At 58.6% G+C, this 12,516-nt stretch carries 14 protein-coding genes; 9 read left to right on the top strand and 5 right to left on the bottom strand.

The annotated features are described in order from the left end of the window. Window position 1 precedes the first annotated feature (1 nt). The 5 genes from ABVT35_RS05250 to ABVT35_RS05270 all read left to right on the top strand — a co-directional run bounded on the left by ABVT35_RS05250 (window position 2) and on the right by ABVT35_RS05270 (window position 3,918). On the top strand, window positions 2–1,519 hold the full coding sequence (locus ABVT35_RS05250; protein WP_368465229.1) for a cytochrome D1 domain-containing protein: 1,518 nt from the start codon (window positions 2–4) through the stop codon (window positions 1,517–1,519). Continuing rightward, window positions 1,476–2,228, top strand: a complete 753-nt coding sequence (locus tag ABVT35_RS05255) for a sirohydrochlorin chelatase (RefSeq protein ID WP_368465230.1) — start codon at window positions 1,476–1,478, stop codon at window positions 2,226–2,228. Before ABVT35_RS05250 ends, ABVT35_RS05255 begins: the two co-directional genes overlap by 44 nt. Next, entirely contained in the window at window positions 2,225–2,491 is a 267-nt protein-coding gene (locus tag ABVT35_RS05260; protein WP_368465231.1) for a hypothetical protein, read from the top strand. The genes ABVT35_RS05255 and ABVT35_RS05260 overlap by 4 nt, the downstream gene beginning before the upstream one ends. A 324-nt stretch (window positions 2,492–2,815) precedes the next feature. Then, complete coding sequence (locus tag ABVT35_RS05265) at window positions 2,816–3,241, top strand: antitoxin Xre-like helix-turn-helix domain-containing protein (protein ID WP_368465232.1); 426 nt, start codon at window positions 2,816–2,818, stop codon at window positions 3,239–3,241. Further along, window positions 3,238–3,918, top strand: coding sequence for an RES family NAD+ phosphorylase (locus tag ABVT35_RS05270; RefSeq protein ID WP_368465233.1), 681 nt, complete (start codon window positions 3,238–3,240; stop codon window positions 3,916–3,918). The genes ABVT35_RS05265 and ABVT35_RS05270 overlap by 4 nt, the downstream gene beginning before the upstream one ends. A 14-nt stretch (window positions 3,919–3,932) precedes the next feature. On the opposite strand, the gene ABVT35_RS05275 is transcribed toward ABVT35_RS05270, so the two are convergent. Continuing rightward, window positions 3,933–5,300 (bottom strand): CoA transferase, encoded by a 1,368-nt coding sequence (locus ABVT35_RS05275; protein ID WP_368465234.1) that lies wholly within the window; start codon window positions 5,298–5,300, stop codon window positions 3,933–3,935. Between the two features lie 77 nt (window positions 5,301–5,377). Between ABVT35_RS05275 and ABVT35_RS05280 the strand changes: the two genes are divergently transcribed. Both ABVT35_RS05280 and ABVT35_RS05285 read left to right on the top strand, forming a co-directional pair. After that, on the top strand, window positions 5,378–6,511 hold the full coding sequence (locus ABVT35_RS05280) for a citrate/2-methylcitrate synthase (protein WP_368465235.1): 1,134 nt from the start codon (window positions 5,378–5,380) through the stop codon (window positions 6,509–6,511). Between the two features lie 197 nt (window positions 6,512–6,708). Next, on the top strand, window positions 6,709–7,149 hold the full coding sequence (locus ABVT35_RS05285; protein ID WP_368465236.1) for a hypothetical protein: 441 nt from the start codon (window positions 6,709–6,711) through the stop codon (window positions 7,147–7,149). Between the two features lie 31 nt (window positions 7,150–7,180). On the opposite strand, the gene ABVT35_RS05290 is transcribed toward ABVT35_RS05285, so the two are convergent. Genes ABVT35_RS05290 through ABVT35_RS05305 form a run of 4 tightly spaced genes read right to left on the bottom strand, consistent with a single transcriptional unit; the run spans window position 7,181 to window position 10,734 of the window. Further along, window positions 7,181–7,912 (bottom strand): FadR/GntR family transcriptional regulator, encoded by a 732-nt coding sequence (locus ABVT35_RS05290; protein WP_368465237.1) that lies wholly within the window; start codon window positions 7,910–7,912, stop codon window positions 7,181–7,183. 30 nt (window positions 7,913–7,942) lie between these two features. After that, window positions 7,943–8,683 (bottom strand): ATP-binding cassette domain-containing protein, encoded by a 741-nt coding sequence (locus tag ABVT35_RS05295; RefSeq protein WP_368465238.1) that lies wholly within the window; start codon window positions 8,681–8,683, stop codon window positions 7,943–7,945. Continuing rightward, window positions 8,680–9,693, bottom strand: a complete 1,014-nt coding sequence (locus ABVT35_RS05300; protein ID WP_368465239.1) for an ABC transporter permease — start codon at window positions 9,691–9,693, stop codon at window positions 8,680–8,682. Before ABVT35_RS05300 ends, ABVT35_RS05295 begins: the two co-directional genes overlap by 4 nt. A gap of 60 nt (window positions 9,694–9,753) precedes the next feature. Further along, window positions 9,754–10,734, bottom strand: coding sequence for a substrate-binding domain-containing protein (locus ABVT35_RS05305; RefSeq protein WP_368465240.1), 981 nt, complete (start codon window positions 10,732–10,734; stop codon window positions 9,754–9,756). 190 nt (window positions 10,735–10,924) lie between these two features. Between ABVT35_RS05305 and ABVT35_RS05310 the strand changes: the two genes are divergently transcribed. Together ABVT35_RS05310 and ABVT35_RS05315 are read left to right on the top strand one after the other, a co-directional pair. Beyond that, the gene (locus tag ABVT35_RS05310; protein WP_368465241.1) at window positions 10,925–11,695 is read left to right on the top strand and encodes an SDR family NAD(P)-dependent oxidoreductase; all 771 of its coding nucleotides are present in this window, start codon (window positions 10,925–10,927) and stop codon (window positions 11,693–11,695) included. A gap of 39 nt (window positions 11,696–11,734) precedes the next feature. Next, window positions 11,735–12,496, top strand: coding sequence for an SDR family NAD(P)-dependent oxidoreductase (locus ABVT35_RS05315; RefSeq protein ID WP_368465242.1), 762 nt, complete (start codon window positions 11,735–11,737; stop codon window positions 12,494–12,496). Window positions 12,497–12,516: the final 20 nt, after the last annotated feature.

The raw sequence follows: 12,516 nt of genomic DNA on the forward strand, positions 1-12,516 counted from the left end.
CATGGCTTTGCTGAGCGGTCCGGCGCTTGCTGGGCCCGAGGCAATTTATGAAGAATACTGCGCGGTCTGCCACGGCGCCGACCGCCTTGGACGGACGGGGCCTGCATTGATCCCCGAGACCCTGAAGCGCATGCGCGGACCCAGGCTTGCCGATGTCATTTCAAATGGCCGCGCTGCCACGCAGATGCCCGCCTTTGCCGAAACGCTGGATGCCGATGAAATTACCGCTCTGGCTGAATTCGTAAAGGTGCCGCTTGCCGAAATTCCGCAATGGGGCGTCGATGAGATCACAGCCAGCCGGTCGCTCAATACCGATTACCGGCCGGCTGAAAAACCGGTCTTCGAAGCCGATCCGCTGAACGTCTTTCTGGTTGTGGAGACGGGTGACCACCATGTCAGCGTATTGGATGGCGACAGGTTTGAGGTCATGGACCGCTTCGCAACGCCCTTCGCGGTGCATGGCGGGCCGAAATTCACTCCGGACGGGCGCTATGTTTTCATCATGTCTCGCGACGGCTGGGTGCAGAAATACGACCTTTGGAGCCTCGCCGAAGTCGGGCGTATCCGCGCCGGGCTAAACAGCCGCAACATCGCAATCTCCAAGGACGGCAGACATCTGGCCGTCGCCAACTATCTGCCGCGCACACTGACGATTTTGTCTGCCGATGACCTATCGGTTGAACGCATATTCACGGTCAAGGCAAAGGACGGCACTGCCTCGCGCGTTTCGGCGGTCTATCAGGCGCCGCAGCGCGACAGCTTCATTTTGGCGCTGAAAGATGCGCCCGAGATCTGGGAAATCGCCACCGACCCCGATGCCGATCCGGTTTATGAGGGCTACGTCCACAGCCATGAAAAGGGAATGATCGAAGCACTTGCCTCATCCGAAGGCCTGTTCGCATTGAGGCGCATCGAGGTTGGTGAGCCGATTGACGATTTTTTCTTTACACCCGATTACCGCAATCTCATCGGCGCGGCGCGCGATGGAGAACGCGGCGTCGTGGTCAATCTCAATGTCGGGCGCGAGATTGCGGAACTGCCGCTCCCGGGACTGCCGCATCTGGGCTCCGGGATCTCGTGGTTCAGGGGTGATCGCCGCGTCATGGCGACGCCGCATCTCAGGGAAGGCCGGCTGTCCGTCATCGATATCGAGAATTGGGAGGTCGTCAACACGATTGAAACGCTTGGCCCCGGCTTTTTCCTGCGCAGCCACGAAAACGCCGACCACGTCTGGGCCGATGTGTTTTTCGGACCGAACCGCGATGCGCTTCACGTGATCGACAAGCAGTCGCTGGAGATCGTCAAGACACTGCGGCCGGTGCCGGGCGCAACGGTCGCCCATGTCGAATTCGACCGCTATGGACGCTACGCGCTGGTGAGCGTCTGGGAGGATGACGGCGCGGTCATTGTCTATGACGCAAAAACACTGGAGGAAGTCACCCGCCTGCCCATGAGGAAACCGTCGGGAAAATACAATGTCTGGAACAAGATCAGCTTCTCCGATGGCACCAGCCACTGAAAACCGGTCGGTGCTTGTTGTCGCACACGGTTCGCCATCGAAACCGGAAGCGCAGGACCGTGTGCTGGCTGAGACAGCGGGCTGTGCTGCCGCCTGCCTTCCCGGATGGACCGTTCGTGGGGCGACGCTGGCGGGCAGGGACACGCTAGAAGCAGTTGCGGGCGAATTGCAGACGTCCAGGCCTCTCGTCTACCCTTTGTTCATGTCTGACGGCTGGTTCGTGAGAAAGGAGCTGTCGCGCCGCTTGCGAGCGCTTGGTTTGCGGGAGTTCGAAATCCTCGCGCCGCTTGGTCTTGATCCGGCAATCCATTCTCTTTGCCGCGATCAGGCACACCTAGCCGCCATTGCCGGCGGCTGCGATCCGATGGAAACAACCGTCGTTCTGGCTGCCCATGGCTCCCTGACAGATCATCGGCCGCGGGCAGCAGCACAGGCCGCCGCGGATAAGCTTTGCAAGTTGTTCAAGCGCGTATCCGTCGGATTTCTTGACGAGACGCCGCGTTTGTCTGAGGCGGCAAAGGTTGATGGACAGGCGCTTTGCCTGCCGTATTTTGCCGGAAGGTCGCGTCATGTCGAAACAGATGTACCGGCCGCACTTGAAAAGGCGCGCTTCTCGGGCCCGATACTCGATCCGGTTGGAATATGGCCGCAGGTCCCACGCATCATTGCAGCAGCTGTGTCTGACCATTCCGTGAGGATGGCGGCTTGAGCAAAGATCATCCGGCGAACCAGGAAAAGGAAACCCGCTGGACGGTTCAGCGCATGGCGCTTCTTGCCTATCCGTTTGCCGCCGGCGCAGTAGCCATCAATATCTTCTTCATAGGATTGATGGCACAGGCGATCGGTTTGGATGCACTGACGCCGCTTCAGTCGATTGGTCTGGGGCTGGTGGGTGGAGTTCCCGCCGCGTGGTGGTTCGCCGGCAAGATACGTGGCCTAATGGATGAAGCGGACGGAATAGACCGGTCGTGAACCGAGGCCATCCGGTTTGAGTGCAGCATGCCCACCCGACGCTTTATGGCGGCGCCTTACCGAATTATATTTTTAACAGCGTGAATCAAAACGTGCATGTCGCACGTCAAGGTTTTGAAAATATTATAAAAATCAATGAATTCGGTGTGGTTTATGCACAGCTGTACAGCCTCAATGACGGTTCAGCCACATTGCTGACATCACTGCATTGTTGCCTGAAAATATGCATTGCGGGGCGGATTCGTTAGCTGCCGCAGTGAAGTCAAAACCCTTGATATTTGCCATTTGGCAAGGTATTTTATGCCAATTGGCAAGGAGCGAATGATGGCATTGCAACCCGTCCTGCAGGAATTTGCCGGTCCAGGTGCCGGGCTCTCCGTCTATGACAACGACCGTGTTTCGACAGTCGCCGCCAAGGCCTACACCCGCATTGCCGCCGCCTGGAAGCTTAACAACAGGACCGCTGCTGAACTGATAGCGGTGAGCCCGCGCACATGGGCGCGTATGAAAACCGGCGAATGGACGGGCCGGCTCAATCGCGATCAGTTGTTGCGGGTCAGCGCCATTACCGGCCTCTACAAGGCGCTGCATCTGTTTTTTGGCGAAACCCTCGCGGACCGCTGGGTTGGACTGCGCAACAAGGGACCGATGTTCGCCGGCCGTGAACCTGTTGAAATCATGATCGAGGGCGGCCTGCCGGTGATCATGGAAACGCGGAACTATGTCGATGCGCTAAGGGGCGGTGCGTGACGCCGCCTCTAACGACAATCTGCCAGCAAGCAACCGTCCGCCTCGTTCCCACCGCGTACTACAAGCCCCCGGTTCTGGCCCCGCTTGTCGATGGCGAAGAGGAACTGGCAATCCTCGCGGAGGTTGAGGGGCTGACCAACCGCCGGCTGAAGGCGCAGAGTTCGGGTTTGCCGGATCTCGATCCGCGCGAACTGGCTTTCAATGTCTGGGGTCAGTCCTATATCAACGCGGCATTCGCCTATACGAGGGCCGGCGGTAACCGTTTCAATGACGACGGAAGGGGCGCCTGGTATTGCGCCTTTGACGATCTGACGGCGATAGCCGAGGTTGCCTTTCACAAGACCCGTGAACTCGCGGCAATCGATGTGTTCGAGGATGAGGCGGTGTATCAGACGCTGCTTGCCGCATTCATCGGCGATTTTCACGATGTGCGCGGACTGGACGAACCTGTGCCTTACCTCGGTAAAGAACCGGAAACGGCGTATCCCGAAGGGCAGGCGTTTGCCGCGGGGCTGCGGGACAATGGCGGTCGCGGCATCATCTACCCGTCGGTCCGGCACACCGGCGGCACCTGCCTTGTGGCCTTCCACCCGTATCTGGTCCAGGACGTGCGTCCCGGTGCCCGCTGGAAACTGATCTGGGATGGTTCGCCCGAATACACCGTTATGGCAGACTGAACAGCGCGCCGGGATCACCACACAGGTTCGGCTGACCGCAGCATTCCCGCAGGATGCTCCCAAGCCGGCGCGATGCCGGTGATTTGAAGCGGGAATTTCACACGGCGGGCGGGTCCCCATGCGGTCCGCTCGATGCGCGGATCGGCATCATCCTCAGTCTCTGCCGGCATGGCTTGCGCCAGATCCGTTCGCCTCGTGCCGCACAGAAGGCGCGCCACCCCGGCTAGCGACAGACGGGCGGAGGAAATGCGGCCCGTTGCCATCCGGTCCCGAAGTGCATGCAGGGTTGCGGCGGCGAGCAGATATCCGGTCGCCTGGTCGAGCGCCTGGACGGGCAGGGGCACCGGCCTGTCTGCACCGCTCATTTTCATGCCGTAATCGGCAATGCCGCTGCTCATTTGCACCAGGCTGTCGAACCCGCGCCTCCCTGACCAGGGGCCGGACCAGCCGTAGGCGTTCAGCGATGTGTCAATCATCGCCGGATTGATACGGCGCAGCGTTTCAAGATCATAGCCGAGATTGATCAGGGCATCCGGCCGGTATCCGTGCAGAAGAACATCAGCCCCTGCAAGAAGGCGCTCAAATGCAATGCGGTCATCATGGTCCTTCAGATCAAGACCGGCACACCGTTTTCCGAGCGTAACCTCCGGTATGACGCCGGGCTCGTCCCAATAGGGCGGATCGATGCGCAACACATCGGCGCCATAAGCTGCCAGAAACCGGCCCGCGACCGGACCGGCAAGCACCCGCGTCAGATCCAGTATGCGGATGCCGGCAAGAGGCCGGTCGGTAACAAATCCATGCGGTTTTGGATCGACACTGCCATGCGCCTGCCAGAGTATCAGCGGCTCCTCCGAGACTGCGCTGCCCTGCGGGTGGTTTTCCCAGCCTGTGAGATCGCGCATGGTTGCGGCGCAGCCGCCGGCCTCGACAATGGCATATTCCAGATCGTCGGATTCCCATTTGAGCACGGCCGGTTCAAGGCCGGCGCGGTCGCTGTGCCGGCCCAGAACCGAAAGCGCGGCAGCCCGGTGATGGGGCGCATTGGTGTGCAGGCGGATCCACCCGTCCTTTGTGTGGTAGTCGCCGGCGATCGGATCCCAGGGCGAGGGCATTTCCCAGCCATGCGGCCTGAGCGTCATGCCGAACCACAAGGAAGCAAGCCGCCTGTCGATCTTGATGCGTGGTCTCCCATCGAGATGTGGTTCGATCAAGCGGGCCAGTTTCGCTCCGGCTATGCCGATTGACGCCACCGCAAGGTTCGTAACTTCGAACCACGAGGGTAACGCGCCTGCGCCAATTGCCGAAACGGTGTGTGGAGTGGCGGTGTCATCAGTGTGGGGAAAGGCAGTTTGAATCTCATCGAACATGGGAAGCGTCATCGCAGGTCCTTTGTTTTGAATTGCCTGAAACTTCCCCGGCATTTGACAGCGGGTCAATCTTGATCAAGATAATCAATATGAAAAATCGAACTGACAGTGATTACTGCACCGTTCGTTCCGGTGAAGCCTGCGAGCGGCTCGGCATATCGCGTGATACGCTCTACGCCTATGTCAGCCGTGGCCTCGTCAGGACAATTGCCCAACCGGGAGACGCGCGCAAAAGCCTTTATGACAGGCGCGATATCGAAGCCTTGCTTGTACGCAAAAGCCGGGGACGGTCGCGCCGGTCGGTCGCCGAATCGACTATAAACTGGGGCGAGCCGGTTCTAATATCGAAGATCACCCGCATCGCTGACGGCCAGTTTTACTATCGCGGAAACAACGCGGTCGAAATGTCCCGGTCTCGTACGCTCGAGGATATTCTCCATACCCTCGCCGGCGTTCGGTCAAAGTCCCCGGCACGTTCCAAACGGGTTTTCCCATTGCAGGACGGTCTATCTCCGTTCAACCGGATTTTGGAGATGATGGCCCGGCAGGCAATTGAGCATCGGGCAGGCGACGGCCGGCCGCGGGCGGGTGAGATCATGCGGCTGACGGCACTGAGTGCGGCAGGCTGCGACCGGTGTCTAAACGTGCCTGTTCACGCACTGCTCGCCAAAGAATGGTCGGATGATCCGGGCGCCGCGGATCTGTTGCGGAGAGCCCTTGTACTATGCGCCGATCATGAGCTGAACGCATCGACTTACGCCGCTAGAGTGGCGGCATCCGCAGGTGCCTCTCTTCCGGCGGCTCTGCTCGCCGGATTGTCAACATTGTCCGGTACCGGCCATGGCGGGATAACGACACGTTTTCTCGATTGGATGGATGGATTTGCAAGCGGGAAAACGCTGTCTTTGCAGCCCGGCGACGCACCACCGCCGGGTTTCGGCCATCCTCTCTATCCGGATGGTGATCCGCGGGCCAGGGAGCTGTTGCGTCACTGTCCGATGCCTGCCGCCTGGCGGGACGCAATGAGGCAAGTGAATGATGCGACCGGAGCCCGCCCCAGTCTGGATTTCGCGCTGGCGCTGCTGGAGCGGCACTTGCGGCTGCCGCAAGGAGCAGCCCTCGGAATATTCGCTGTAGGGCGAACGGCCGGCTGGATTGCGCACATATTCGAGCAGCGTCGCACAGGCAGGCTTATCCGCCCGCGTGCCGCTGTCGACGGCTAAATAGCTGTCGTCGCAGCGTTTTCTGGCATTCCTGTTGGTCCGATTTTACGTCCGGTCAAGGGTTCAATGGCTGGCTTTACATAACTTTACATTGGCGAAAAACAGCCGCAACACGCGCTCCCTATAACCGGCGCCGAAGAGAGTGCGTTTGAACTTCGATTGGCATTAAATTGCCGCAATCATCGGGAGTGACCATCATGAGCCGGAACCTGCAATTTTCCACCGTCCGCCTGATATGCCTGGGCGGTTTCTACCTGCTGCTGCTTGTTCTTTATGCAACTGCGGCTCCGGCACAGAATTTGTCGAATATTGACGGGAAACCAGGGGCCGAACGCATCCAGGAACTGGTGGTGCGGCTGCAACTGAGCGATGAGCAGCGCACGGCGATCCAGCCGATCATGGAAGAATTCGTCGTGTCGACCCGGGCGGTGCTGGAAAAACACGGCGTCGATCCGAAATCGGGAAACCGGCCGCCATTGCGCGTGCTGCTCGCCATGCGCGGCGACATGGAGAAAAACAGGACGCGCATGGAAGGACAGATGTCAGCCGTTCTTTCGCCCGGCCAGATGGATGAATTCCGGAAAATTCAAAAAGAGCAGCGCGAGGAACGGCGCGCACGCATGAAGAGGGCAGGCTAGTTTCGCATCATGTCGCTTCACCGGTGGTGGTTTAGGCCAGACCGGAATCGTAAAGCGCCGCGCGTGCAACCTCGAAATGACGCGACATCAGCTGGACAGCATCTTCGCTCCGTCGCTCTGCAATAGCCTCCGTCAGTTGCTCATGGATCTGGATGTGCTCCAGAACCATGTCGCTGCCGCCGAGTGCGGCCCAGCCGATCGGACCTGTGCGCCGCATGACCGACTTGAGTGACTCCATATTGACGACAAACAGCGGATTTTTTGCAGCCCTTGCCCAGGCAAGGTGCAGATTGATGTCCGCTTCGGTCAACTCATCGGTATTGCCAAGAGCGTTTTTCATCCGCTCGGTCATAAGCCGCATGTTGGCAATATCGCTGTCTTCACGCCGAAGCGCCGCAAGGCGCGCAACCCTGATCTCCAGGGTTTGTCTGAAGTCCCAGGTCTGCACGACCGTAACCTGAGAGGTGCGGACTGCGTGGTCGATCAGCACGGCCAGTTTTTCGCCGGTGAACGCCGCGACCGTTGCCCGTCTGCCGTTGCCGACGTCGAGAACGCCCAGTTGCGAGAGCGCCCGCACGGTTTCGCGGACGGTGCCGCGGCTGGCGCCGAAATCCAGCGCCATCTGACCTTCGCTCGGCAGTTTGTCTCCGGGCTCAAGCCCGCCGTCCTGAATGAGGGACAGCATCGCCTCAAGCACGTTGTCGGTAGCCGTTTTGCGGGTCTCTTCCGTATCAGCCGCGATTTTTACCGCCTTGTCATCCACCGTCCAGTTTTCCTCACACTGCAGGACACGTCACAGAAGTGACTCGATTTTCGAGATTGTCAGCGCCTCGGACTTCTCGTCGGCAACGATACGCCCGCGCGACATCACAACTATGCGGGAGCAACAATCGAAAACATGCCCCAAGTTGTGACTTATGAAAATACCCGAGTACCCCCGGTTGGGAAGATTCTTCGTAAAATCAATGACATTGTTGGTCTCTTTAACCGATATGTGGTTTGTCGGTTCATCCAGGATCATTATTTTCGACTGGAACTGCAGAGCCCTTGCGATGGCAACGCCCTGGCGCTGCCCTCCCGACAATTCACCGACCTGGGCATCGGGTGAGCGCAGGTGAAAACCGACATTGCCAAGCGAAGCCTCGGCCAGCCGCCGCATTTCCGACCTTCTCAAAATCCCGAAATTGCCGATGCGACCGGCAAGCATTTCCCGACCGAGAAATATGTTCTCCGCGACGGACATGGTGCCGACTGTGGAATTATACTGATGAATGGTTTCTATCCCGGCGCGCATAGCATCGCGCGGCGATTGCATTTCAACCGGCTCACCGCGAAGCATGATCTGTCCGCCCGTCGGTTTCTCGGCGCCCGAGATCATCCGGATCAGCGTTGTTTTTCCGGCGCCATTGTCGCCGAGAAGACCGACGACTTCATTGCTGGAAAGCTTGAAATTGACATCCTGGACTGCCTGTACCGCTCCGTAGGATTTGGACAGGTTGCAGGTTTCGACGACATAATCGGTTGACGTGTTCATTTGTCGTCTCCAGCCGCATTTGTCTTGGCGTATTTTGCGATGCTGGCATGCAGGATGACGGCGACGATCATGATCGATCCGGTCGCGAATTTGAACCAGTTCGCCTCGACACCCACCAGGATGAGGCCGTTTTCAATGACCTTGAGCAGCAGCAGACCGAGTACCGCACCGATGACCGAGCCGACCCCGCCGGTCAGAGCCACGCCACCGATCACGGCTGCAGCGATCACCTGCAGTTCCAGCCCTTCGCCGAGGGAGGGCAGGGGCGATCTCAGTCGGAACACCTGAAGCAGGCCGGCAAATCCGGCAAGGGCGCTGCACAGCATGAACGCTGCCATCTTGACGCGGAATGTGTTGATGCCCACCGACTTTGCTACTTCCCTTTGGCCGCCCGTGGCATAGACCCACAGGCCGTAATTTGTCAGCTTGAGGCCAAAGGCAGCCAAAGCGAACAACAGAAAAAACCAGATCATCGATACCCTGACGGGCCCAATGAAATCGGAAAACAGAAATGTCGGCGCATCTGCGGCAAATGGGGGCGGAAACCCGTCGGAAACCGATACCGTGATGCTGCGAACCACAAACAGCATGCCCAGCGTCGTTATGAAGGACGGCAAACGGTAAACCTGGGTGATATAACCGTTGATGAATCCGACGATCAGTGAACAGGCCATTGCAATGGCAAGTGTCAGGCTGATCGGAAGGCCGGATTCGGCGAGGGTAAACGCGATCATCGGGGTCAGGGCAAAAACGGATCCGACCGAAAGGTCGAATTCGCCGGCGATCATGAGTATGGAAACACCGATAACGACAAGTCCGATCTCCGGCAGCACGGCAAGCACGTTGGAGACGTTGTAGGGGCTCAAAAGAATGCCGCCGCTCAGTGCCTGGAAGGCCAGCACGACGACTATCAGGATGGCCGCACCAAGAGCTTCCGGCTTGGCGGCAACGGCAATAATGCGGTTTGAAAACGATGTTCGTGCGGCCGGAGCCGAGGTTACGTGCGTCATACGAATTCCTGCGCAATGTCACCCCGCAGCAATACTTGCGGGGTGATGGCTTGCGCTTTCCTACCTGAATGTCTCAAGGGCGGCTTTCGCCTGCTCGATGGAAAATACGCCGCGTCCGGTGTCGACGCTCCACGCCGGCTGGGCATGCTGCCGCATCAAATAGACCTGCATGACCGGCAGGTACCCCTGAAGGTAGGGTCCCTGGTTGACGACGGTCTGGATATAGCCTTTTTCCATATAGTCGACGACCTCGGGAATGACGTCGAATCCGGACAGCAATATCTTGCCTGCGGGAATGCCGCGGTTTTCAAGTTCCCGGGCGACCGATGCTTCCCAAAAACCCATGTCGAAATAGGCCGTCAGGTCGGGATTGGCATCGAGATAGGCCGTCACCCTTTGCGCCGCGATGGCCAGATCGGTTCCTGAATCGATGCGATTGACGACGAGATCCCTGTCCGGGTTTGCTTCCCTGAAGGCATTAAGGGCTTTCTCGATGCCCTGGGCTCTTTGTTCTGACCAGGTTTGCCCCGGCGCCGAAATGCCGAGCAGCACGTGTATCGGACCCTCATCGGGAAACAGGGCGGCGGTCTTGTTGCCCAACACTTCCCCGGCATCGACAAAATTCTGGCCCATATAGGCTTCGCGACCGCACTCGGATTTCGACTTGGCATCGACATTGGATGCCAGAACGATGATCCCGGCGTCGCTGGCTTGCTTGAGCAGAGGGCAGATCGCTTCGTCATTGGCGATCGCGGTCACGATCGCATCGGGACGACGCGCAATTGCGGCCTGAATGTTGCTGACCTGCTCCGCGATTGAGCCCTCTGTATTGGTGAAGACCATCTGGCAGTCTGCATTGACCAGCGCGCAGGCTTCGTCGAAGCCGCGTTTGACGCCCCGCCAGAACGAGTTGCTCACCGATGAGTGGTGCGTAAACACAATCTCCAGCTCTTCAGCTTGTGCTGCGCCGGAATGGAGCGCTCCGCTCACGGTGAACGCCGATGCTGCCAGCGCGCAGCACAGTTTTTTCGATAGTTGCATGATTTCCTCCCACGGCAACCCGACTGAATTGACGATATCCACTAACCTATATGATAGGTATTGTCAACTGCTCGAAAATTAGCTAGGTATTGATGAAATGATCCATCGTATATGACAATATATGCAAAAATATATCGATACTTTGAGAATTTTGGCTCTATCTATTGGATAGCTTAAGGGGAAATAGGCAATGGTACCTCAAATTTCATCGGTTCTGATTTTCGGTGGTGCCCGGGGTATCGGTGCCGCGACGGCGCGCGCCTTTACCGATTCCGGCGCGCGGGTAACCATTGCCGATCTCCTCGCGGAGGAAGGGGAGGCTGTGGCGGCGGAGCTTGGTTCGGATCGGGCGCAGTTTGTTCGTTGTGACGTGGCCGAACCACAGCAGATCAGCGCGGCCTATGACCGCGCCGTGGAGAAGTTTGACGCCATCAATGTGGTCTTCAACAATGTCGGCATCGCCCGCTATGGCACCGTTGACGAACTCAGCCTTGATGACTGGGATTTCACATTGCGGGTTAATCTGACCGCACAGTTTGTTTCTTGCAAAAGGGCGGTGCAGGAAATGAAACGCACCGGCGGCGGTGTCATCGTCAATACGGCGTCGATCCTCGGACATGCCAGCCAGAAGACCACGGCCGCCTATGCCGCAAGCAAGGCTGCGGTGATGGGATTGACGCGAACCGTGGCGATTGACCATGCGGGTGACGGTATCCGTTGTGTCTCGATTTCGCCCGGCACCATTGACACGCCGCTGGTTCAGATCGCGGCACGAACCTTCAAGGACCGCAAGCCGGAGGATCTGGAGCGCGAATGGGCGGCACATCACCCCCTCAATCGTCTTGGAAAGCCTGAGGAAGTGGCTGCAGCGGTCGTGTTTCTGGCCTCGCCGCAGGCCGGCTTCATCACAGGATCGGATTTGCTCATCGACGGTGGAATCCGTTCCGAACTCTATGCCTGAGTGCGCGATAGATGATTGCCGAACAGGGAGAATGAAAACATGAAGCTGGATGGAAAAACCATTGTCATATCCGGAGCGGCGGGTGCGCTCGGCGTCGTGATTTGCAAGTCACTTGCAGAGCGCGGCGCCCGCGTCGTCGCACTGGATGTTGTGGATGATGCAGAGGCAACGGAGCGCTTTTGGGAATTGCCAATCAAACCCTATTATTTCCAGTGCGACATCAGCAATGAAGCGGATACCAAAAAAACACTGGCGCAGATTGCGGAAAAGGTCGGCATGCCTGATGTGGTTTGCTGCCACGCCGGTGTGGTTCATGTCGAAAAGGTTCAGGACTATGCCCTCGAGCAGTTCGACGAACTGATGAACGTCAATGTGCGCGGAGCATTTGTCCTCGCCAAGGCCGCGGTCAATCAGTGGTTGGGCGCCGAACACAGGGGCGCTCAACTCATCTTCACCAGTTCCTGGGTCCACGATGTGCCCTGGCCCGAGATCACACCCTATACGGCCAGCAAGGCCGCGATGAATGCGCTGACAAGGGGCTTTGCGCGCGAACTGGCGGCGAGCGGTATTCGCGCCAACGCCATTGCGCCCGGCATTGTCGGAGCGGGCATGGCACTGAAAACCTGGAACGAGAACGCCGAGTACCGGGCGCGTGCTGAAAAGGCGATCCCGCTCGGATTTCTGCAGCCTCCCGAGAGCGTTGCCGATGCCGTTGCCTTTCTGAGCAGCGACATGAGCAGCTACATGACCGGCTCCATCCTGACCGTCGACGGCGGGTGCAGCCTCTATCCGAATATCTGAATTGCAACGAAAGCCAGCAC

It is taken from the genome of Hoeflea sp. TYP-13 (genome assembly GCF_040932035.1).
Classification (GTDB): Bacteria; Pseudomonadota; Alphaproteobacteria; order Rhizobiales; family Rhizobiaceae; genus Hoeflea_A.

Bases quoted from the DNA above. Each gene is read 5' to 3' on its own strand.
- ABVT35_RS05250 (WP_368465229.1), top strand. From the start codon at position 2: ATGGCTTTGCTGAGCGGTCCGGCGCTTGCTGGGCCCGAGGCAATTTAT.
- ABVT35_RS05255 (WP_368465230.1), top strand. From the start codon at position 1,476: ATGTCTGGAACAAGATCAGCTTCTCCGATGGCACCAGCCACTGAAAAC.
- ABVT35_RS05265 (WP_368465232.1), top strand. From the start codon at position 2,816: ATGGCATTGCAACCCGTCCTGCAGGAATTTGCCGGTCCAGGTGCCGGG.
- ABVT35_RS05275 (WP_368465234.1), bottom strand. From the start codon at position 5,300: ATGACGCTTCCCATGTTCGATGAGATTCAAACTGCCTTTCCCCACACT.
- ABVT35_RS05280 (WP_368465235.1), top strand. From the start codon at position 5,378: ATGAAAAATCGAACTGACAGTGATTACTGCACCGTTCGTTCCGGTGAA.
- ABVT35_RS05285 (WP_368465236.1), top strand. From the start codon at position 6,709: ATGAGCCGGAACCTGCAATTTTCCACCGTCCGCCTGATATGCCTGGGC.
- ABVT35_RS05295 (WP_368465238.1), bottom strand. From the start codon at position 8,683: ATGAACACGTCAACCGATTATGTCGTCGAAACCTGCAACCTGTCCAAA.
- ABVT35_RS05300 (WP_368465239.1), bottom strand. From the start codon at position 9,693: ATGACGCACGTAACCTCGGCTCCGGCCGCACGAACATCGTTTTCAAAC.
- ABVT35_RS05305 (WP_368465240.1), bottom strand. From the start codon at position 10,734: ATGCAACTATCGAAAAAACTGTGCTGCGCGCTGGCAGCATCGGCGTTC.
- ABVT35_RS05310 (WP_368465241.1), top strand. From the start codon at position 10,925: ATGGTACCTCAAATTTCATCGGTTCTGATTTTCGGTGGTGCCCGGGGT.
- ABVT35_RS05315 (WP_368465242.1), top strand. From the start codon at position 11,735: ATGAAGCTGGATGGAAAAACCATTGTCATATCCGGAGCGGCGGGTGCG.